This window comes from Streptomyces sp. NPDC086787, from assembly GCF_044745865.1.
In the GTDB taxonomy this organism is placed as follows: Bacteria; Actinomycetota; Actinomycetes; order Streptomycetales; family Streptomycetaceae; genus Streptomyces.
The window spans coordinates 237,364-258,631 of sequence record NZ_JBIVBC010000003.1; the positions used below are offsets into that span (position 1 = coordinate 237,364).

Below are 21,268 nucleotides of genomic sequence, written 5' to 3' on the forward strand. Positions count from 1 at the left end.
GGCGGGGGAGTCCTGACGCGTTGGCGGGCGAGTCCTGGCGCACCTCCGCCCTACATTCGCCGCATGCCCCCACACCCTCCTCCCAGAGTGCCGTCGGCGCTCCCCGTCCTCCCCTACCGCAAGCCCACCAAGGGCCGTGACTACTGGGTGCTGGACGACGTGCTGCCCGACGCGAACGCGGTGCGCGAGCGGGTGCTGGCCAAGGACGACTGGGTCAGGGGCTATCCGTACACCTCGGAGTCCTGGCCCGGTCTGCGCGCCATGCCCGGACTGGAACCCGGGGAACTGGCCCGGGTGGAACGGCTGGTGAGACAGGCCACCGGGGCCGGGGAGCTGTGGGTGCAGCGGGCGCCCGGCGGCGGCACCCTCAACCACAACTGCGTGCAGGTGGTCGGGGAGGGGGAGTGCGAGCCCCGTCCGCACACCGACTCGCGCGCGCTGTGCCGGTACGCCGCCGTGCTCTACCTCAACCCCGGCGTCCCCAAGGACTGCGGCACCAGCTTCTACCGCCAGTCCCTGCCCGGCGGCCGCCTCGGCGGCAACGTCGTCCAGGCTCCGCACAACAACCTCGTCGAGGCACTCGGCACACGGTTCGTCGCCCCCGACGCCTTCGCGGAGGACGTCCGCGTCCCCCACCGGCACAACCGTCTTCTCCTCTACAACGCCAACCTCGTGCACAGCGCCACCGGCTACTGCGGGACGACGCTGGAGGAGAAGCGGATGACGGCCGTGTTCTTCTGGATGGCCTGAGACCGGTGGCCGGACGGCCCGGGGTCAGTAGCGCAGTGCGCGGGTGACGTTGGCCTGCACCTGGCCGGACAGTTTGTGGGTGCTGCGGGCCACGGCGGTGGCCGACTTCCCGGCCGGCACGTCGCCCAGCGTCACCACGACCGTGTCGAGCAGATTCCCGCCCTGGTCCTTGAAGGTGACCTGGACGGCGAACGACTTCGTCGCGTCGGCCTTGTTGTCGGCGGTGACCTCCACCGTCGTACGGCCGTCCGCGTCGGTGGCCGGAACGCCGAGTCGTACGTCGTCCTTGGCCTCGGCGCCGTTCTTCACCTCGTCCAGTCGCCGTTTCGCCTCCGCGCTGGCCGACGCGAGCACGTCCGCGCCCTTCGAGGCGAGGGAGGACGCGGCCGACGCGGCTCCGCTCACTGCGGCGGACGCGGCCCTGCTGGCGGTGTCGGACGCGCTGCCGCCGTCCGAGCAGCCGTTCAGGGCGGTTCCCGAGGCCGCCGCCGCCACCAGTGCCAGTGCCGCACCCGTACGGTGTCCAGCCATCACACTCGCCTCCATCGGGTTGGTCCTTCCCAGTGAAGGTCCCGCACCGTCCGGCCGCATGTCGGTGTCATCCGTATGGCCCAGTCCCCGTGGTCGGGGCACCGGCCCGGCCGGATCGTCGTACGTAGGTGAACCAACCGCGGGAGGCACCATGGCGCAGTCGCAGCGGTCGGAACGGTCGCAGCGGACGACGGGCGGCATCCTGGCGAGCGGCGGAGTCGCCTTCGCCGGTGTCCTGATGCTCGTGTACGGGATCCTGGCGATTCTCCAGGGCATCTCCGCGATCGCCGCGGACGACGTGTGGGCCCGCGTCGGCAGCTACGTCTACGAGATCAACATCACCGGCTGGGGCTGGGCCCTCGTCGTCCTGGGCGCCGTCGCCGCCGTCACCGGCGCGGGCATCCTGCGGGACTCCCGGCCGGCACGGGCCGTCGGCATCGCCCTTGCGGCCATCAGCGTCGTCGTCCAGTTCCTGCTCCTGCCGTACGTGCCGGTCTGGGCGGTCATCATGATCGCCATCGATGTGTTCGTGATCTGGGCGCTCGCGGTGTACGAGCCCAGCCGCGCCCGTCTCTGACGGTCCCGCCGCCTCACCCGGTTCGGGTGAGGCCGGGTGCCTCTGGGCACGGGCAGGCTGAAGCTCCGGAGGAGGACGTTCCGGGAGAGGACGGAGGCGCGTCGTGGACACACCGGAGTACCTGGCGTACGACTACCCGCTGTTGAGCGCGTTCTGGACGATGCTCTGGTTCGTCGTACTGGTGATGTGGTTCGTCCTGCTCTTCAAGGTGATCGTGGACGTGTTCCGCGACGACTCCCTGAACGGCTGGGCGAAGGCGGGCTGGCTGGTGTTCGCCATCGTGCTGCCCTTCCTCGGCGTCTTCGTCTACGTCGTGGCCCGGGGCAAGGGCATGGGCGAGCGCGAACTGGCGGAGGCACGCCAGCGGCAGCAGGCCTTCGACTCGTACATCCGCGAGAAGGCGGGAACGACGGGCACGACGGGCACGGGCACCGCGAGCGCGCACAGCAGCGCCGAGCAGCTCGCCAAGCTGTCGGAGCTGCGCAACCACGGAGACATCACGGAGGACGAGTTCCGCCGGGCGAAGCAGCAGGTGCTGGCCGGCAGTGGCACCCCGAGAGGAGCGGACGTCCGGTAGGTCCCAGAGTTGCTGAACCCACCCTCGGAAGGGGGTCGACACATGGCTGTGGAGATCTCTCCCCTGCTCAAGCCGTCCCGGCTCAGGCGCCGCGGCGGCCTGCTGGGCGAATGCATCGCGGAGTTCCTGGGGACGTTCGTCCTCATCTCCTTCGGTTGCGGCGCGACCGCCATGGCGGTCGCGGGACTGCCGGGCTCGGGCCGTACGCAGTCGCCCACGACGATCTTCCTCGCCGCGGGCGACTGGCTGCTGATCACCTGGGGCTGGGGTCTGGCCGTGGTCCTCGGTATCTACGTCGCCGGCGGCGTCAGCGGCGCGCACCTCAACCCGGCGGTGACGCTGGCGTTCGCGGTGCGCCGCAAGTTTCCCGTGACCAAGGTCCTGCCGTACTGGTTGTCCCAGGTGATCGGGGCCCTGACCGGTGCCGCCCTGGTGTTCGGCGTCTACCACGACGCGATCAACGCGTTCGACCAGGCATCCAAGGACCCGAAGACGGGCGGGCACACGCTCGCCACCTTCTCGATCTTCGCGACCTTCCCGGCGCCGTACTTCAACGGTGGTATCTGGGGCCCGCTGTTCGACCAGATCGTCGGCACCGCCTTCCTGGTCATGCTGATCGTGGCGATCGTCGACCTGCGCAACACGGCGGTCCAGGCCAACCTCGGGCCGCTGGTGATCGGCTTCGTCGTCGTCGCGATCGGCATCTCCTTCGGCGCCAACGCCGGCTACGCGATCAACCCGGCCCGTGACTTCGGGCCGCGCCTGCTCACCTGGTTCGCGGGCTGGCAGAGCCTGGCCTTCCCGGGGGACGGGCAGTGGTTCAGCAACTACTTCTGGATACCGATCGTGGGCCCGCTGATCGGCGGCGTGGTCGGCGTCCTGGTGTACGACCTGTTCATCGGCGACGTCCTGCACGCACGCGCCCAGCTGGGCGAACTCCCCGAACCCGGCCGGACCCGCCCGACCGACGACTGACGACGCCCGTGGGCGGGGGGTGACCGGTCCGACCGGTCACCCCCCGCCACGTGTTTCCCGCGGGACGGCGCCTTCTCTCAGTTGCCCGTCCCCGTCGTGAGGACCATGCGGAACCGTGCGCTGCCGTCGGCCATCTTGGCGACCGCCGTCGCCGTCTCCTCCAGGGGGAGTTCCTCGATCCAGGCGCGGACGCCGGTCTGGGCGGCGAAGCGGAGGGTGTCCTGGATGTCCACGGCGTTGCCGGAGGCGTGGCCGTAGACCTTGCGGGCGTTGGGCACCAGCTGGAGCGGGGTGACCGGGACCGGGTCGGGGGAGATGCCGACGACGACTAGTTCGCCGCGGCGGCCGAGTCCGTCGATCGTCGCGGCCATCGCGTCGGCGTTGGTGACGGTGGCCAGCACCACCTTCGCCCCGCCGAGCGCCTGGAGCGCCTCGGCGACGTCACCGGCGGTGCTGTCGACGTAGTGGGCGGCGCCCAGCTTGTGCGCCAGGTCCTGCTTCTCCTTGCCGCGGGCGATGGCGACCGTGTCGAAGCCCATCTTCTGCGCGAACTGCACGCCCAGGTGCCCGAGACCGCCGAGGCCGAGGATCGCCACGGTGTCGCCGGGACGGGCGGCGGTGTTGCGCAGGGCGTTGAAGACCGTCACGCCCGCGCAGGCCAGCGGTGCCGCCTCCGCGGCGGTCAGCTGGTCCGGGATCGCCGCGAGGGCCATGGCGGGCACCACCACGGAGTCGGCGTAGCCGCCGGGGAAGGCGACCCCCGGCACGGACAGCTCCGGGCACAGCACGGTGTCGCCGGTGCGGCAGGCGTCGCAGTGGCCGCAGCTGCCGCCGTACCAGCCGACGGCGACCCGGTCGCCGACCCGCCAGCCGGTGACGTGCTCACCGAGGGCGTCGATGCGTCCGGCGATCTCATGGCCTGGTGTCACCGGGAACGTGGTTCCGGGCAGCGCGCCGGAGGCGATCAGCAGGTCGGAGTGGCAGACACCGCACGCGTCGACGGTGATCCGTACGGACCCCGGACCCGGTTCCCGGGCGGCGACCTCGACCAGCTCCGGGGTGCCATTGGGTTCAGCGACCTGTGCCGCGCGCAGCGGGCCCTTGTGGGAGGTGGTGGACGCAGACATGATCCGATCCTTCGCCGTCGGGGACCTTGTGGCGGACCCGGTCCGATGCCCGAGCTCGCAGACCTGGGGCCGCAGTCCGACCATAAGCAGGCCCCGGGCCGCCCGCATGCGCGAACCGGCGCCGCCCACACGCGCGAACCGGGGCGGGGAAGGGCCGGGCCGGTCGCACCCGCCGCCCACACCCCGCTCCCACCCCGCCCACGCCCGGCTCACACCCCCGCGAAGCCCCGCGCCTCCATCAGGAACTGGCCCAGATAGCCGTCGTGCGGCAGATACGGATCCCTCCACCAGCCGTCGGTCCTGCCGTGCAGCACCGTGCGTACGGTGGGGGACTCCAGGGCCTCCCCGACCAGGTCCGCCCGGTCGGTGCGGAGGGTCAGCGCCAGGGAGTCGGCCAGCGGGCCCACGCCCTCGGAGGGGCGCCAGGGAGCCACCCAGACGCACGGGAACGGGAGTTCCGTACGCAGCGCGGGATGGTCCGCGCGGTCCACCGCGACGACGGCGGGGCGCAGCGCCACGGAGTCCTCGCCGACCGGGGCCAGCGGACCGTCGGGGTAGTGCCGTGCCGCGAGGTCGGGCGCCCCCTGGGCGGCCCGGTCCACGGCGGCCCGCAGGCCCTCCGCCTCCTTGCGCGGCCGGACCGGCAGCACCGCGCGCTCGTCGGTGACCGGATGCGCCGGCAGCGCGGCCAGGCGTTCGGCCAGCGCTTCGGCGAGCGCCCGGTGGTCGCCGGAGGTGAACACGGCCGTGGTGTTGGTGCACCGGACACCGCCGTCGGCGGCGATCTCGGCCACCAGGTGGTCGAGCGTGTCCTCGTCGCGGTCGTACGGGGCGTCCACCAGGAACTTGGACCGGCCGGGGCCGCGCACCAGCACCCGTCCGTCGCCGCGGTACCGGGCGACGGTGTCCTCGCTGCCGTACACCAGCGCCAGGTCGGTCTCCCGCACGAGCGCGTCGGCGGCCGCGTGGGAGCCGGGCAGCAGGGCGATCCGGTCCGGGCCGAGGCCCGCCGCGAGCAGCGCCCGCACCAGGCGCAGCGGGGTGAACGGGTCGCGCGTGCCGGGCCGTACCGCCACCCCGTAGCCCATGGCGAGGGCCTGGAGCCAGGCCCCGTGGGTGGCCGGATGGTTGCTGGGGGCCACCACGCCGAGCACGCGGCCGCGGCGCACCCAGCGGGCCGTCCGGCCGGCACCGGCCGGGGTCTGCCGGGCGACGACCTCGCCCAGCAGGGCGCTGTCGCCGTGCAGCCGGGTGAGGGTACGCCGGGCCACCGTGACGGGCACACCCGAGGCGAGCGCCTGGAGCCGGCAGTACTCCCCGGGGCTCTCGCCGCCCAGCGTGGCTTCGGCGAACAGGCGTCCCGCCTCGGCCAGCGCCGCCAGGAGCTCGTCCCGGTCCAGGTCCTCGGCGGCCGCCGCCCGGCGCATGGCCTTCGCGGTCATCCTGGTCATGAGAGCGGGTGCCTCGTGGACCCGGGCGAGAGGGTCGCCGTTCACGTCGTACAGCTCGCGGACGTCGCGCGAGTCGCGCTCCTGCCCCGACCGCAGTACGGGGATGGACAGCACCATGTCAGACCCACTCCTCAAGGGACATCCCGGGGATCCCGGATATGCCGGGCAGCCCGCCGTCGGTCTTCGGGGACGGCAGCCGGCGCGGCACCCGGAACTGGGTGGCCTCCGCCTCCGTGACGGTGTGGCCCATCGCGTGGCGCAGACCCGCGGTCTGGGCGGCGCACGGCGGGCAGCCCTCCAAATAGACGCCGGCGTCGCGGTGTTCGTACATCGCGTTGCCGATCAGCACCACCTGGCCGCGCAGCGCCGGGAGGCGCCCCATCGGGCCGGACAGGATCGTCAGCTCGCCCGGGTATTCGATCAGTTCGTCGCGCAGCCGGTGCATGGCCGCGGCCACCCAGCGCCGGCAGTCCTCGCAGGCCGTCTCCGCGTGGACGTGGATGCCCTCGCGGGGCGGGGTGAGGTCCACCGGGGCGCGGGAGATCGTGAACGCCGCGTCCTCCACCGGGACTCCGCGCACATCCACGTCGGCCAGGTCGATGGGCCCCAGTCCCCGCTCGTGGGCGTCGCGCAGATAGGCCAGTTCCCACGGTGCGACGCCCGCGACCGTCGCCATCGTCACGTCCATGGCGACCGCGTTGCGCGAGGCGGCGACCAGGCCGACCTCCCGCAGCGAGCCCTCCATCGGGTAGTTGCCCTCGACGACGCTGGTCGCGTCGCACACCACCAGGTGCTGCGGGCGCAGCTGGTTGAGGTCGACGATCGACTCCTCGACCCCGGCCATGTGGACGATCCGGGTGGTGAACCCGGGCAGCAGACCCACCAGGTTCTTCATGGCGTTGGTGAGCACCACACTGGAGTGGGTGCGCAGTTGGGGCGCGCCGATGAAGAAGTCGCAGTCCAGGACGAGGTCGGGGACGGCGATGGGCACGCGCAGTGACGTGGCCCCCGGGACCTGGGTGACGCGCAGCGGGCGGTCGTCGAAGCTGACCACCTGGGCGTAGCGGTGCACGGGAGCCCCGTCGAGGATCTCCTTCAGGACGTGAGTGCGTTCGGCGACGTAGACCTCGGCCCCGCGGGCGGAGGCCCGCGCGGCCACGGCGAGCAGCAGCTCGGGGCTGGTGCTGAAGCCCGGCCGGTGCTGGAACATGTTGGGCTTGATGACCACCCGGTCGCCCTTGCCGACGTCCCCCAGGGGGTCGCCGAGAAGATCCAGCACCTCGTCCACGGCGGCTTCGGTCGTCTTGCCGACCCTGGTGAGGGATACGGTCGTCAGATCGCCGGTCACGGATACTCCCTGCTCGGAAGAGTGCCTGGCAGCGGGTTCAGAAGGGCCATCCGTCGAAGACCACGGCACGTGCGGGGGCCGCCTCGACGCCGGAGATCTTGATGGGGAGGGCCATCAGCTGGGCGACCGGATTGGTGATCTGGTCGAGGTTCTGGATGTTCTCCAGGATCGGGATGCCTGCCGCCAGCAGGCGCCGGTGCACCTGGCCGCTGCGGTCGTCGGGCCGCTCGGTGATGCAGTCCATGCCGACCAGGACCGCGCCGTTGTCGATCATCCAGTCCGCCGCGTCGACCGTGAGGTACGGCGGCTTGTCCCAGTAGTCGTCGCGGCCCAGGTAGCGGTTCGGGTGGTCGGTGCGCACCAGCAGCCGGTCGCCGTGCTGCCAGATGCCGTCCAGCGCCTTCTCCAGGTCCTCGCCGGTGACCGGGTCCAGGTCGCGCTTGTGGGAGAGGTCGGCGACACAGGCGCGGCCGAAGAAGGTCTCCAGCGGCACCTCGTCGATCTTCTCGCGGTCCTCGAAGAAGTGGTAACCGGATTCCACGTGGGTGCCGTTGTGCGGGAAAATCTGGAGGTCGGAGAATGTGCGACCGATTTTCGACGGGTCGGTCTCGGGGGACATCGCCTTGCGCACGCCGAATTTCGGGTACCAGGCAGCGTCATAGGACGGCATTCCCTCGTACCAGCCCTGGCTGATGTCGACGATATTCACGGTCAACTCCCTTGGTTCGGCTTCGGGTACGGCAGCTTCACTGAGCCGGTTGCCGGGCGATCACAGCACGTCAAAGGGTGGAACGGGCAATTCCGCAGGGAAGTTGGCAGCATGTGGACAGCGCCCTTTCCCGGACGGTCCGGCGGTGGTTAGCCTCGCTTCGCAATCGGGAGAAGATCCCGCGTGCCAGCCCCTTTGGAAGGCTTTCCATGATCGTGGCAATGCGTCCGCGGGCCACCCGCGAAGAGTTGGAGTCTGTCTTCGGAATTCTCCGGGAACAAGGCGTGTCCGCGCTGACGAGCACATTGGACGACATCGCGCTGCTCGTCACCGAGCACGGCGGCACACCGGAGTTGGTGTCGGCCGTGGAGAACGCGCCCGGAGTCGACCGCGTGATCGTCGTCAAGGGCGCGCAGCGGCTCACCAGCCGCGCGTTCCGCGCGGAGAACACCGAGGTGAAGGTCGGCCCGGCCGGTGAGGCCGTGATCGGTGGCACCGGGTTCACGGTGATCGCCGGCCCCTGCGCCGTCGAGGGCCGGGACCAGATGTTCGCCTCGGTGGACGCCGTCGTCGCGGGCGGCGCGACCATGATCCGCGGCGGTGCCTTCAAGCCCCGCACCTCCCCCTACAGTTTCCAGGGGATGGGGCTCGCGGGCCTGGCGCTGCTCGCCGAGCAGCGGGGGCGCACCGGGCTGCCCGTGGTCACGGAGGTCGTCGCCCCCGGCGATGTGGAGTGTGTCGCCGAGGAGAGCGACATGCTCCAGATCGGCACGCGCAACATGCAGAACTTCGAACTGCTGCGCGCGGCCGGCGCGTCCGGCAAGCCGGTGCTGCTCAAGCGCGGCATGGCGGCCACCATCGAGGAGTGGCTGCTGGCCGCCGAGTACGTGATGCAGGCGGGCAACGGGGACGTCGTCCTGTGCGAGCGCGGCATCCGCAGCTACGACCGCAGCACCCGCTTCACGCTCGACCTGAGCGCCGTCGCCGAGGCCAAGCGGCTCACCCACCTGCCGGTGCTGGTCGACCCGAGCCACAGCACCGGACGGCCCCACCTGGTCGGGCCGATGTCCCTGGCTGCCGCCTCCTGCGGCGCCGACGGCCTGCTCATCGACGTGCACACCGACGCGGGCAACGCGCTGTGCGACGGCGCCCAGGCCCTGTCCGAGGAGGAGTTCGGCGCGCTGATGGCACGGCTCAAGCCCGTGGTGGAGGCCGTCGGGCGGACCCTGCCGACGGACCGCGTCCGCCCCCTGGCCCAGGTCTGAGAACCGCTGACGGAGGAGGAAGAGGAGGACATGATGCAGACGCCCGCCGACCCGTTCACCGCCGATCTTGACGACGAGGAGTTCGTCCGCGCCGCGATGCGCTGGCACTTCTCCCCGCAGACCGGATCGCCGTACTGGCTCAAGCGCGCCGCGGAGCTGGACTTCGACCCGCTCACCGACATCCGCACCTGGGACGACCTCGGCCGTTTCCCGGACGTCAGCGAGGAGTGGCGGGACATCCCGGTGGACGACCTGGTGCCGGCCGGTACCGCCCAGGACGCCTGGGACTTCCAGGTGTTCGACAGCGGCGGCACCACCGGCCGGCCCAAGCGGATCGTGGAGTCGCTCTCCCGACGCAAGGGCGTCCTGTGGGTGAGCGAGGTGCTCGCCGAGCACGGGGTGCCCGGCGAGGGCCAGGGCCACTGGCTGCACCTCGGCCCGACCGGACCGCACATCGTGGGCCGCTCCGTCGGGCTGCTCGCCCAACTGCGCCGCACCTTCGCGCACTTCATCGACTTCGACCCGCGCTGGGTCAAGGCGAGCGTGAAGGCGGGCCGCGGCGAGGAGGCCGGCCGCTATGTCCGGCACATCCTGGCGCAGGCCGAGGACGTGCTGGCCACCCAGCCGGTGTCGGTGCTGTTCGCCACCCCGCCGGTGCTGGAGGCGATCGCGGCCGACGAGAGGCTGTGCGACCTGGTCCAGCGCAAGGTGCGCGGCATCATCTGGGCGGGCACCAGCGTGAGCCCGGAGACGCTGCGCATGCTGGAGGAGGAGGTGTTCCCGGACGCCGCCGTGGTGGGCCTGTACGGCAACACCATGATGGGTATCGCCCCGCAGCGCCCGAAGAGCGCCGGTGACACCTACGACGGCTGCGTCTTCGTACCGTTCCACCCCTACAGCCGGGTCACCGTCGTGGACCCCGAGGACACCTCCCGCGAGGTCGGTCACGGCGAGCGCGGGCAGGCCCGCATCAGCCTCGTCTCCCGGGACCTGCTGCTCCCCTGGACCCTGGAGCGCGACTCGGTGCTGCGCATCGCCCCCACGGAGGCGTACCCGCAGGACGGTCTCGCCGACGTCCAGCCGCTCACCTCCGGCGACGGCGGCCAGGCCCCCGTGGAAGGGGTGTACTGACCGTGACGACCGGCACCGAACCGAAGACCGGCACCGCGCCGACGGCGACGACGGAACCGACGGCGTCGCCCGCGCGGTCCCCGCAGCACCCGTCGGTGCTCGGCCCCGCCGACCACGAGGACCTGCTCGACGTCTGCCGCCGCGCCCTCGCCCGGGCGCGCGACACCAGGCGCCCGGTGCTGGCCAGTTGGGCCAAGCCGCTCACCGTGACCGACCCGGTCACCGTGTGGGCCCGTGGCCGGCGCGGCACCCCCCGCTCCTTCCTGTGGCAGTCGGCCTGGGACGGCGGCTCCGTCGTCGCCCTCGGCTCGGCCCGCGACCTGCGCGGGCGTGGCACGCACCGGATGCGCTCCGCCCGGGAGAGCTGGACGGACCTGATCCGGGACGTGGTCCTCGGCGGTACGGCCGTCACCGGCGTCCCCGGCGGCGACGGACCGCTGGCCATCGGCGGGTTCGCGTTCAGCGAGGACCGCACGCCCGAGGGCGGCACCCTCCCCGACGCGTTGCTGTGGGTGCCCGCGCTCCAGGTGCGCTCCGCCGTGCCCGAGCCGGGTACGGCGGTCCTGGCCGCCCCCGCCGAACTGCGGCTCAACGCCGTCCTGATGCACGACAGCGACCCCGAGCAGACCGCCGAGGGCCTCGCCGAGCTGGCCGGGCGCTGCCTGCGCGACGCCGCCGTGCCCCGGCGCCGTACCCCCGGCCCGGCGGACCGCACGCACACCAGCGTCGAACGGCCCGCCGCCGATGCCTGGAAGCGCCTGGTGCGCCAGGTGACCGACCGGATCGACGACGGTCTCTTCGAGAAGCTGGTGCTGGCCCGGGAGGTCCGGGTCACCGCGTCCGAGCCGTTCGACGTGCCGGCCACCGTGCACCGGCTGCGCGAGGCCAACCCGGGCACCACCGTGTTCGCCGTCGACCAGGAGGAGTTCACCTTCCTCGGCGCCACCCCCGAGTATCTGGTGCGGGTGGCCGACCGCACCGTGCACGCGCTCGGTCTGGCCGGCACCGCGCCGCGCGGGGCCACCCCGGACGAGGACGCCAAGCTGGAGCGGGAGCTGGCCGACAGCCCCAAGATCCAGCACGAGCACGACGTGGTGGTGCGGATGATCCGCGACGCGTTCACCGCCTCCTGCGCGGACGTCGAGGTGGAGACCCCGCCCGCCGTCGTCAAACTCAGCAACGTCCAGCACCTGTCCACCAAGGTCCACGGCACCCTCGCCGACGACTCCCCCGCCGGAATCCTCGACTTCGTCGAGCTGCTCCACCCCACCCCCGCGCTGGGCGGTCACCCCCGGGCCGAGTCGCTGAGCTGGCTCAGGGACCACGAGGGGCTCGACCGCAGCTGGTACGCGGGTGTGGTCGGCTGGGCCGACGCCGCCGGACAGGGCCAGTTCGCGGTCGCCATCCGCTCCGCCCTGCTCGACGGCTCGTCCGCCTCGCTGTACGCCGGGGTCGGCCTGGTGGCCGGTTCGGATCCCGAGGCCGAGTACGCGGAGACCTGCGCGAAGCTGCGCCCCATGATGTCCGCCCTGGGAATCGAGTGACAGCCATGTCCCTGTCCGCGCGGTTGCTGGAACTGGCCGCCGCGGAGGGCTTCGCGCACGTGGCCACCGGCACCAACGCGGGCGACCTGGCCGACCCGCACCGCCCCGGCATCCGGGCGGTCGCCGGCCGCGGCGTGGCGACCCCGCCGGCCGACGCGGGCCTGACCAAGGCGCAGGTCCGCGCGGCCGGCCGGGCGTGGGGGCTGACGACCTGGGACAAGCCGGCCTCGCCGTGCCTGCCCAGCCGTATCGCCTACGGCCTGACCATCACCCGGGAGCGGCTGTCCCGGGTCGAGGCCGCGGAGGGCGCGCTGCGCGACGGGCCGCGCCGGTCCGGTATCGACACCGATCACCTGCGCGTTCGTGACCCGGGCGAACGCGCCCTGATCCAGGTCGGCCGGGCCGCCGTGCCCGCGGTCGGCGCGCGACCCGAGGTGCTGGACGCGGTCCGCGCCACCGGCTTCACCTCCGTGGAGGTGGGCCCGCGCGGCTTCCGGTCCGGTTCCCTCAACGACGTCGCGAGGGGCTGACCGATGGACCGCGAGGAGGTACGGGAGGCCGTCGTCACCGAGACGCCGACCATCGGCACCCGCGCCCACCCCGTGCAGAAGCACGAACGGGAACGGGAGTTCACCACCGTGGCCCTCGGCGACACCGAGGTCCGGATCAAGGTCGCCCGGCACCGGCGGCGGATCGTCGACGTCCAGCCCGAGTACGAGGACGTGGCCGCAGCCGCCGACCAGCTCGGCGTCCCGCTCAAGACCGCGCCGGCGAGGTCCGTCGCCGCCGCCGAAACCGCCCTGGGGAAAGAGAGGTCCGAGCCGTGGACCACGTGATCGTCGTCGGCGCCGGGCTCGCGGGCCTGCGCGCCGCCGAGCGCCTGCGGGCCCGCGGGTACGACGGGAGGCTCACCCTCGTGGGAGCCGAGGACCGGCCGCCGTACGACCGGCCCCCGCTGTCGAAGGCCGTCCTCACCGGCGAGACCGACGACACCTCGCTGCCCGCCGACTGGGCGGCCCTGGACCTCGAACTCCGGCTCGGCACCCGGGCACAGAGCCTGCGCCCGCACGACGGCCGTCCCGGCGGCGCCCTGGACACCTCGGCGGGGCCGCTGCCGTACGACGGGCTGGTGATCGCCACCGGCGCGACCCCCGTACGGCTGCCCGGCGCGGGCCCGCAGCACGTTCTGCGCACCTGCGACGACGCGCTTCGGCTGCGCGACTCGCTCCGCGCGGGCGCGCACGTGGTGATCGTCGGCGCGGGATGGATCGGCGCCGAAGTGGCCTCCGTGGCTGCCGGATCGGGCTGCCGGGTGACGGTCCTGGAGGCCGCGGCCGCCCCGCTGGCCGCCGCCCTCGGCCCCGAACTCGGCGCGCTGACCGCCCCCTGGTACGCCGACAAGGGCGTCGAACTGCGCTGCGGAGTCCGGGTCGTGTCCGTCGAGCCGGGCGGACTCGCCCTGCACGGCGGCGAGTTCCTGGCCGCGGACGTGGTACTGAGCGGCATCGGGGTGCGTCCCGAGACCGGCTGGCTCGCCGGATCCGGCATCGGCCTCGAACCCGACGGCGGAGTCCGCGTGAACGCGGCGCTGCGCACGGACCGGCCCGAGGTGGTGGCCGCGGGCGACTGCGCCGCCCGCTGGTCGTGGCGCTACGGCCGGCGGCTGCGCGCCGAACACTGGGACACCGCCCTGAACGCTCCCGACGTCGCCGCCGCGTCCCTGCTCGGCCAGGACGAGTGCTACGACCCCGTCCCCTACGTCTGGTCCGAGCAGTTCGGGCGGATGGTGCAGTACGCCGGGCACCACACCCCCGAGGACCGGACCGTCCTCCGGGGCTCGCCCCACGACCCCGCCGCCCCCGGCTGGACCGTCCTGTGGCTGCGCGGCGACAGGCTGCGTGCCCTGCTCACCGTGGACCGGCCCCGGGACATGGTCCAGGGCCGCAAACTCCTCGCCCGGGAAACCCCGCTGGACACGGACCTGATCACCGACCCGGGCACCGCCCTGAACAAGGCCGCCGTCCGCGAGCCCGTCTCCTGACCCGCCCACCGAAGGAAACCGAAGGAACCGCCATGGCCCCCGCCTGCCCCGACCTCCCGATCGTCGTCCTCCCCGCGAACAACGTCGTGCACTGCCTGACCCGCCCCGCCGCCCCGGTGGCCGCCGCGCTCGCGGCCGCCGTCGAGGCGCTCGGCGGCCTGCACACCGGGCTGCTCGCCCCGGCCGGCGCCGACGACTCGCTCACCGAGGCACTGGACGCGGCGATCGCCCGGACCGAGGAACTCGCCGTCACGGCCCGCGTCGCCCCCATGGACACCTCGGTCCTGGAGCCGATCGTCCCCAACCACGACTACTTCGGCGTGCGGACGGCGGACGTCGACGACGCCTACCGGGTCTCCGAGATATCCACGATCATCGCCCGCACGGTCGCCGACCTGCGCGGCGCCCGGCTCGACCTCAACGACCAGGCCGCCGAGGTCCGCGCCATGATCCTGATCCTCAGGGGACTGGACCCGGCCTCCCCGCAGGACGGAACCCCCGCCGCGCACACCCCGGCGCGGGACTTCTCGCCGCGCGTCGACCGCGGCGAGCTGACCCGCTGGGTCATCACCCACCACTTCTACTTCGTGCTCAACCTCGCCGCCGCCCACGCCGTGACCCGGGCCGTCGCCGCGCTCGCCGACACGGACCGGGACACCGCGGTGGCCGCCTTCCGGGACGCGTCCGTCCTGGTGCGCGGCTTCACCGCGGCCATGATGCACTCCGGGGACATGTCGGCGCCCTGCTACGACGCCCTGGTCCGGCCGACCATGTACCCGCCCGCGGTGCCCGCCGCGCTCACCGGCCGCACGCAGCCCGAACACAAGGCGTTCCGCAAGGCGATGCGCAAGCTGGCCACCACCCAGACCGAGCCGTTCGCCAAGGTGGCCGTGGCCGATCCGGAGCTGGCGATCGTCCGCGACGGTCTGTTCGAGGCGGACCTGCACGACATCGAGCGGCACATCGTGGTCACCGCGGCGCTGGTCGGCGACGACCAGTCGATCATCCAGGTCGACGAGTCCGCCGAGAGCGCGATCGCGATCCTCCGCACGATGCGCCACACCCGGGCCATGTCGTACCGCCCGCTGATGCGGTTCGGCGACCCGGTGGAGATCGTCGGCGCGTGACGCCCGTCCAGTGACCGTCCAGCAACCCACGGTGGGAAGACATATGACTTCGAACAATCGCGTGGTCGTTCTCGTGGACGCCTTCGCCAGCGCCCGCTGCCTCGCCCCGCTGTTCCGGGCGCGCGGTGTCACGTGCGTCCATGTGCGGAGCACGCCGGAGATCCCCGGCGTCTACGCGTCGAGCTTCCGCCCGGACGACTTCGCCGCCGAGATCGTGCACGACGGGGACGTGGCCGCGACGGCGGCCGCCCTCGCCGCGTACGCGCCCGTCGGTCTGCTGCCGGGCATCGAGCGGGCGGTCATGCTCGCCGACGAACTGAGCGAACTCCTCGACCTGCCGGCCAACGGGACCGCGCTCAGCCCCACCCGCCGGGACAAGTTCCGCATGATCGAGACGGTCCGGCAGGCCGGGGTCCCGGCCACCGGACAGCTCCTGGCCGCGGACCTGGACACCCTCCTGGACTGGTACGGGCGCGGCGACGGCGGCCGGGTCGTCCTCAAGCCGGTGAGCAGCGCGGGCAACGACGGCGTCTTCTTCTGCGACACCGCCGAAGAGGTCCGCTCCGCCTTCACCAAGCTGATCGGCACCCGCAGCGTGCTGGGCCAGCACAACGAGGCGGTGCTGGCTCAGGAGTACCTGGTCGGCAACGAGTACATCGTGAACACGGTGAGCCTGGACGGCAGGCACCGTGTCACCGACATCTGGAAGATGCACCACATCAGCGCCAACGGTGTACGCGACCTGCCGGCCGGCGCGGAACTGCTGCCCCGGCACGGCTCCGAGCAGGACGCACTGGTCGAGCACACCCTGCTCGTCCTGGACGCCCTGGGCATCCGGAACGGTCCCGCGCACTCCGAGCTGAAGCTCACCCCGAAGGGGCCGCGGCTGGTGGAGACCGGCGCCCGGATCTGCGGTGCCGACGTTCATGTGCCCACCGGCGCGGCGATCGGCGAGAGTCAGCTCGACTGGACGGTGGACGCGTACGCGTTCCCCGAGCGGTTCGCCCAACGCTGGGAATCCTCATACGAGTTGCTGAAGCACGCCCGTATCGTCAACATGGTCTCGCCCGTGCAGGGCACGCTGAGCGGCTATCCCCAACTGGCCGAGTTGAAAGGCCTGGAGAGCTTCCACGATGCGGTGTTCCGGGTCAACCCCGGTGATCCTGTCCACCGTTCCGTCGACGACTGGACCTTCCCGCTGCGGGTCTTCCTGGCACACGAGACCGAAAGTGCCGTTGCCCGCGACTGCGTGTCCGCGCGCTACTTGGACGGGCCCGGCTTCTACGACGTTCTCGTGGCGAACGACGCCCCGTAGCGCCGGCCGTTTCGCGATTCCTCTCCCTGGAGACCAGCAAAATGTCGTTTCTGCGCCCCAGCTTCAAAGGCGAGCGTGCGCTCATCGCCGGTATCGCCATTGACGCGACCGGGTCAGGCATGTACGTCCCCTTCAACCTGATCTTCTTCAAGCACGTCACCGACCTGCCACTGGCGCAGATCGGTCTGGTGCTCACCGTCACCAGCCTCATCGCCATGGCCGCGCTGCCGCTGGGCGGTACCGCCGTGGACCGGTTCGGCGCCCTGAAGGTACTGATCGTCCTGTACCTGTTGCGCGCCCTCGGTTTCGCGCTCTACCCGCTCGCCCACAACCTGGCCCTGTTCGCCGTACTCGCCCTGGTCACCGCGGCGGGCACCAGAGCCGCGCCCTCCACACTCCAGGCGAGATTCGCCGAACTCCTCACGGGCACCGACCGGGACCGGATGCAGGCGCTGTCCCGCAGCCTGGGCAACGCCGGTCTGGGCGGCGGCACCCTGATCGCCTCGGTGATCATCGCGACCATGGGCGACCACGGCTATGTGGCCGCCGCCTGGCTGAACGCGGTCAGCTTCGTGGCCGCGGCGGTGCTCGCCACCCGCACGCCGCCCAGCCCGGACGTCGAGCGCAAGCGGGCCACCCGCAAGGGCGGCTACCGGCTGGTCGTCAAGGACCGCCCGTTCCTCGCGCTCACCCTCGCCAACCTGTCGATCGCCATCGGCTACACCTCGCTCACCATCCTGATCCCGGTGTTCGCCACCGACTGGCTGCACATACCCCAGGGCCTGATCGGCAGCTCGTTCGTCGTCAACACCCTGCTGTGCGCGACCCTCGGCGTGCCGGTCGCCGCGTTCGCCCGGCGCCGCTTCAGCACCCGCAACCGGATGGCGGCCGCCGGGGTGGGGCTGTTCGTGGCCGCGTTCGCGGGGCAGATCGTGCTGGGCACGGTCCGCCCGCACAACTCGACGGTCGCCATGGGTGTCGTACTGGCCTGCGTGGTGGTCGCCACCTTCGCCGAGCTCGTGCACAGCCCGGCCGCGAGCACCCTCGCCCAGTCCGCCGCCCCCGCCGAACTGCGCGGCCGCTACCTGGCGGCCTACCAGTCCTCCTGGGCGCTGGCCCAGGCCCTGGCGCCCACCCTGTTCACCTCCCTGGTCGCGGTGGACGGCAGGCTGCCGTGGCTGGTGATCACGGCGACGGCACTGCTCGGCGCCCTGGTACTGCGGCTCACCGAGCGTTCGCTGCCGCACGAGGCCGTCTACTTCGAGCCGCCCGCGCCCGCCGACAAGACCCCGCAACCGGCGGCCAGTTGAGCACCGCGACCGAAGCGCCGCCGCACGGCCGCCGACAGCACCTCGCCCGGTGCCCGGCGGACGTCGTCGTGGTGCTGCCCCGCCCCACGCCCACACGACCCAAGGAGAAATGACATGGACCGCGTGTCCTTGACGGCGGAATACCTGCGCCGGGTGACCGAGAGCGGTGCGAAGGCGGGTGAACTGGTGGGCAGACTGACGGAGTCGGAGATGCTCGCCGCCTTCTACAAGGGGACGTTCCTGTCGCGGCCCGCGTTTCTCGGGCACGCGGAACGGGAGCGTGCCTTCGGTGACGTACGCAATGTGATGGACGCCCTGAGCAGCCTGCCCGACAAGCTGTACGGCGGTGACTTCACGGCGTTCGCGCTGGCCGCCGGCCTGACCGGGCCGCAGGCCGCGGTGGCCGCACGGGCCCGGGGCACCGGGATGACCCGCCAGGCGCGCGCCGACCTGTACCTCCAGGACGGCGCCTTCAAGCTCCTGGAGTTCAACATGGGCAGCTCGATCGGAGGCATGGACAACGCCGACATCGCCCGGGGCCTCCTGGAGCACCCGCTGCTCGCCGCCTTCGCCGCCGACCACAACCTCGGCTATGTGGACACCCTGCGCGAGCAGGTGAACAACATCCTCACCGAGTCGGGCTTCGCGCCGGGCGACCGCCCCGTGGTGGCGCTCACCGACTGGCCGAGCTACTTCGACAACGAGATCCGCTACATGCGCCAACTCGCCGTGCGCTGGCAGGAGCTGGGTCTGGACGCCCACCCGTGTCACGTCGGGCAGCTGGAGGTCAGGGGCGGCCGGGTCTGGCTGGCGGACAAGCCGGTCGACATCGTCTTCCGCACCTTCGCCATCTCCCAGATCACCGACGAACCGGAGATCCTCGACCCGCTCCTCGGCGCCGCCGAACGCGGCGAGGTCAAGATCTTCACGCCGCTCGACACCGCCGCGTACGCCAGCAAGGGCGCCCTGTCGATGCTCTCGGACGAGGAGAACCGGGGGCTGTTCACCCCGGAGCAGTCGGCCAGTATCGACCGTCTGCTGCCCTGGACCCGGACCGTCCGGCAGGGCCCGGTGACCCTGGAGAACGGTGAGCGCGCCGAACTGTTCGACTACGCCGTCGAGCACCGCGCCGACCTCGTCCTCAAGCCGACTTCGCTGTACGGCAACCGGGGCGTGGTGCTCGGCTGGACCCCGGATCTCACCGAGGACGACTGGCGCGGACAGCTGGAGTCGGCCCAGGACACGCCGCACGTGCTCCAGCGCCGGGTGCGGCCCACCGCCGAGCTGTTCCCGGACGAGAACGGTGAACTGCGCCCCTGGAACCTGCTGTGGGGCATGTTCTCCGTGGTCAACGGCTACGGCGGCGCCAACGTCCGGGCCACCGCCGCCGGACTCGGCGACGTCGTCATGAACCGCGCGCACGGCATCCACTCCGGCCCCGCCCTCACCGAACTCTCCGCCCCCACCGCCTGACGCCCCCGAGGGCACCGGCCCACGCACACCGGGCAGGAGGCACCACCCCCCGGGGCCTCCTGCCCGCCGTCCGGCCGCCTCGCCTTCGCGGCGGTCCGGCCTTCGCGGCGGTCTGGCGGTCTGGCGGTCTGGCCTTCCGGCCTTCCGGCGGTCTGGCTGGTCTGGCGGTCTGGCTGGTCTGGCTGGTCTGGCGGCCTTCCGGCCTTCCGGCCTTCCGGCGGCGCGGCGGTCCGGCCTTCCGGCGGTTCCGCCTTCCCGGCCGTCCCGCCTCTCCGCCCCCTTCCCTCTCCACCCTCTCCACCCTCTCCACCCTCTTCGCCCTCGTCGAATCGCGTACGCCGTCTCGGCGGGTGGCCCGCCCCCGCCCCCCGCCGCCCCGCAGAAAGCAGTCAGCAGATGGCTCAGGACACCCCCCGTTTCCGTTCCGTCCTCGACCGTATGGTCAGCTACCGCCCCAGCAAGGCCCCTTCCGCCCTGCCCGGCCCCCTCCACCAGCTCGCGGCCAACGAGTCGCCGTACGGTCCGCCGCCCGCGGTCGTGGACGCGATCGTCAAGGAGTCGCTGCGGGTCAACCGCTACCCGGACAACGGCTGCGCCGCCCTGATCGCGGAGATCTCCGCTCGTTTCGCCTTCCCCGAGGAGGGCATCGCCGTCGGTTGCGGCTCGGTCGGGGTCGCGCAGATGCTGCTGGCGGCGGTGGCCGAGCCCGGTGCCGAAGTCCTCTACGCATGGCGTTCGTTCGAGGCTTACCCGATTCTCACCCGGCTCACCGGTGCCACCCCCGTGGAGGTACCGCTGCGCGAAGACGGCACGCACGACCTCGCCGCGATGGCCGACGCTCTCACCGACCGCACCCGGCTGGTCTTCGTCTGCAACCCCAACAACCCCACCGGTACGGTCGTGTCCGAGGCGGAGCTGCGGGCGTTCCTGGACCGGGTGCCCGCCGACTGTCTGGTCGTCCTGGACGAGGCCTACCGCGAGTACGTACGGGACACCGGTACGCCCGACGGCCTCGAACTCGCCGCCGGGCGGCCCAACGTGGTGGTGCTGCGGACCTTCTCCAAGGCGTACGGCCTCGCCGCGCTCCGGGTCGGCTTCATGGCCGGGCACCCACTGGTGGCGGAGGCCGTGCGCAAGACGTATCTCCCGTTCAGCGTGAACGCGGTCGCCCAGGCCGCCGCGGTCGCGGCGCTGCGCTCCGAGGACGAGCTGATGAGACGGGTGGAGACCACCGTCGCCGAGCGCGAGCGGCTGCGCGCCGCGCTGACCGGGCGGGGTTGGACCGTGCCGCCGAGCGAGGCGAACTTCCTGTGGCTCCCGCTCGGCGACCGGGCAGTGGGCCTCGGCGAGCACTGCGGACGGGCCGGGGTGGTCGTGCGCGCGTTCGCCGGGGACGGCGTACGCGTCACCGTGGGCTCGGAGGCACAGAACGACGCCTTCCTCACGGCCGCCGTCGCCTTCGAAACGGCATTCCCGGCGACGGCATTCACCACGGGTGCCGCGGGCGCGTGACCCCGGTGCCCGGCTGAGGCATTCCCGGATTTGCTCTGTGTGCGGAGGTTATCCATTCCGGCCCGACAACCATCGAACGATTTCAGCCGCCGGTTAAGTCTTAAACCATCTTCCGTCGTGGAGAACGGGCTCAACAGGGCGCGTTGATTACCCCCAATCGGTCGGCTGAAATCCGCCGTACCGGCCCGCCCGGCGACGGAGCGTCCATCCAGCCGCGCGCCACGGCGATGACGCCCGCCTGGAATCGGCTGCGGGCCTCCAGCCGGTCCATCAGCGCGGCGATGACACGCCGGCAGGTCCGTACCGAGATGTTGAGCTGTCGCGCGATGCTCTCGTCGAGATGTCCCGCGGCCAGCAGTTCCAGGACCTCGCGCTCCCGCCCGGTGAGGGCCGGACCGCTCGTGCCGCACCGGGCGCCCCCCTGGCGCCGGGCCCGCTCCACGGATATGTCGGCGATCGTCAAAGAAATACCCCCCTGAGGCCGGCGGTGCCCGCTAGCACGCGG

At 72.2% G+C, this 21,268-nt stretch carries 21 protein-coding genes; 15 read left to right on the plus strand and 6 right to left on the minus strand.

Going from position 1 to position 21,268, the window contains the following annotated elements:
• Window positions 1–63 precede the first annotated feature (63 nt).
• A complete protein-coding gene (locus tag ACIPK3_RS10670; protein WP_402568195.1) occupies window positions 64–750 on the plus strand; it encodes a DUF6445 family protein in 687 nt (228 codons plus the stop codon).
• A 24-nt stretch (window positions 751–774) separates the two neighbouring features.
• Here the strand turns inward: ACIPK3_RS10670 and ACIPK3_RS10675 are convergent, their stop codons facing one another.
• Window positions 775–1,281 (minus strand): hypothetical protein, encoded by a 507-nt coding sequence (locus tag ACIPK3_RS10675; RefSeq protein WP_402568197.1) that lies wholly within the window; start codon window positions 1,279–1,281, stop codon window positions 775–777.
• 151 nt (window positions 1,282–1,432) lie between these two features.
• On the opposite strand from ACIPK3_RS10675, the gene ACIPK3_RS10680 reads away from it, so the two are divergent.
• The 3 genes from ACIPK3_RS10680 to ACIPK3_RS10690 all read left to right on the plus strand — a co-directional run bounded on the left by ACIPK3_RS10680 (window position 1,433) and on the right by ACIPK3_RS10690 (window position 3,410).
• Window positions 1,433–1,858: a hypothetical protein gene (locus ACIPK3_RS10680; protein WP_402568198.1), complete on the plus strand. Its 426-nt coding sequence runs from the start codon at window positions 1,433–1,435 to the stop codon at window positions 1,856–1,858.
• A 103-nt stretch (window positions 1,859–1,961) separates the two neighbouring features.
• Entirely contained in the window at window positions 1,962–2,435 is a 474-nt protein-coding gene (locus ACIPK3_RS10685; protein ID WP_402568199.1) for an SHOCT domain-containing protein, read from the plus strand.
• A 42-nt stretch (window positions 2,436–2,477) separates the two neighbouring features.
• On the plus strand, window positions 2,478–3,410 hold the full coding sequence (locus ACIPK3_RS10690; protein WP_402568200.1) for an MIP/aquaporin family protein: 933 nt from the start codon (window positions 2,478–2,480) through the stop codon (window positions 3,408–3,410).
• 77 nt (window positions 3,411–3,487) lie between these two features.
• Here ACIPK3_RS10690 and ACIPK3_RS10695 read toward each other — a convergent pair whose 3' ends face one another.
• From ACIPK3_RS10695 to ACIPK3_RS10710, 4 genes are all read right to left on the minus strand, one after another.
• Entirely contained in the window at window positions 3,488–4,537 is a 1,050-nt protein-coding gene (locus ACIPK3_RS10695; protein ID WP_402568201.1) for an alcohol dehydrogenase catalytic domain-containing protein, read from the minus strand.
• Window positions 4,538–4,746: 209 nt separating this feature from the next.
• A complete protein-coding gene (locus ACIPK3_RS10700; RefSeq protein WP_402568203.1) occupies window positions 4,747–6,105 on the minus strand; it encodes an aldehyde dehydrogenase family protein in 1,359 nt (452 codons plus the stop codon).
• 1 nt (window position 6,106) lies between these two features.
• Window positions 6,107–7,336 carry a DUF362 domain-containing protein gene (locus ACIPK3_RS10705; protein ID WP_402568204.1) on the minus strand — a complete coding sequence of 410 codons (1,230 nt, stop codon included), beginning with the start codon at window positions 7,334–7,336 and terminating at the stop codon, window positions 6,107–6,109.
• A 37-nt stretch (window positions 7,337–7,373) separates the two neighbouring features.
• Window positions 7,374–8,045 (minus strand): cyclase family protein, encoded by a 672-nt coding sequence (locus tag ACIPK3_RS10710; RefSeq protein WP_402568206.1) that lies wholly within the window; start codon window positions 8,043–8,045, stop codon window positions 7,374–7,376.
• A gap of 221 nt (window positions 8,046–8,266) precedes the next feature.
• Here ACIPK3_RS10710 and aroF point away from each other — a divergent pair, with 221 nt between their 5' ends.
• From aroF to hisC, 11 genes are all read left to right on the plus strand, one after another.
• Entirely contained in the window at window positions 8,267–9,310 is a 1,044-nt protein-coding gene (aroF, locus tag ACIPK3_RS10715) for a 3-deoxy-7-phosphoheptulonate synthase (RefSeq protein WP_402568663.1), read from the plus strand.
• Between the two features lie 30 nt (window positions 9,311–9,340).
• Complete coding sequence (locus tag ACIPK3_RS10720) at window positions 9,341–10,441, plus strand: phenazine biosynthesis protein (protein ID WP_402568208.1); 1,101 nt, start codon at window positions 9,341–9,343, stop codon at window positions 10,439–10,441.
• Between the two features lie 2 nt (window positions 10,442–10,443).
• The gene (locus tag ACIPK3_RS10725) at window positions 10,444–11,985 is read left to right on the plus strand and encodes an isochorismate synthase MenF (RefSeq protein ID WP_402568209.1); all 1,542 of its coding nucleotides are present in this window, start codon (window positions 10,444–10,446) and stop codon (window positions 11,983–11,985) included.
• Between the two features lie 5 nt (window positions 11,986–11,990).
• Window positions 11,991–12,515 carry a hypothetical protein gene (locus tag ACIPK3_RS10730; protein WP_402568211.1) on the plus strand — a complete coding sequence of 175 codons (525 nt, stop codon included), beginning with the start codon at window positions 11,991–11,993 and terminating at the stop codon, window positions 12,513–12,515.
• A gap of 3 nt (window positions 12,516–12,518) precedes the next feature.
• Complete coding sequence (gene larC / locus ACIPK3_RS10735) at window positions 12,519–12,821, plus strand: nickel insertion protein (protein ID WP_402568212.1); 303 nt, start codon at window positions 12,519–12,521, stop codon at window positions 12,819–12,821.
• Window positions 12,809–14,026 (plus strand): NAD(P)/FAD-dependent oxidoreductase, encoded by a 1,218-nt coding sequence (locus ACIPK3_RS10740; RefSeq protein ID WP_402568213.1) that lies wholly within the window; start codon window positions 12,809–12,811, stop codon window positions 14,024–14,026. The genes larC and ACIPK3_RS10740 overlap by 13 nt, the downstream gene beginning before the upstream one ends.
• A gap of 32 nt (window positions 14,027–14,058) precedes the next feature.
• A complete protein-coding gene (locus ACIPK3_RS10745; protein WP_402568214.1) occupies window positions 14,059–15,153 on the plus strand; it encodes a hypothetical protein in 1,095 nt (364 codons plus the stop codon).
• Between the two features lie 43 nt (window positions 15,154–15,196).
• Complete coding sequence (locus tag ACIPK3_RS10750) at window positions 15,197–16,468, plus strand: ATP-grasp domain-containing protein (RefSeq protein WP_402568216.1); 1,272 nt, start codon at window positions 15,197–15,199, stop codon at window positions 16,466–16,468.
• A 41-nt stretch (window positions 16,469–16,509) separates the two neighbouring features.
• Window positions 16,510–17,778 carry an MFS transporter gene (locus tag ACIPK3_RS10755; protein ID WP_402568217.1) on the plus strand — a complete coding sequence of 423 codons (1,269 nt, stop codon included), beginning with the start codon at window positions 16,510–16,512 and terminating at the stop codon, window positions 17,776–17,778.
• 114 nt (window positions 17,779–17,892) lie between these two features.
• Window positions 17,893–19,251 (plus strand): hypothetical protein, encoded by a 1,359-nt coding sequence (locus ACIPK3_RS10760; protein ID WP_402568218.1) that lies wholly within the window; start codon window positions 17,893–17,895, stop codon window positions 19,249–19,251.
• Between the two features lie 396 nt (window positions 19,252–19,647).
• Window positions 19,648–20,763 carry a histidinol-phosphate transaminase gene (hisC, locus tag ACIPK3_RS10765; protein WP_402568220.1) on the plus strand — a complete coding sequence of 372 codons (1,116 nt, stop codon included), beginning with the start codon at window positions 19,648–19,650 and terminating at the stop codon, window positions 20,761–20,763.
• Between the two features lie 130 nt (window positions 20,764–20,893).
• Here the strand turns inward: hisC and ACIPK3_RS10770 are convergent, their stop codons facing one another.
• Entirely contained in the window at window positions 20,894–21,226 is a 333-nt protein-coding gene (locus tag ACIPK3_RS10770) for a helix-turn-helix transcriptional regulator (RefSeq protein WP_402568222.1), read from the minus strand.
• Window positions 21,227–21,268: the final 42 nt, after the last annotated feature.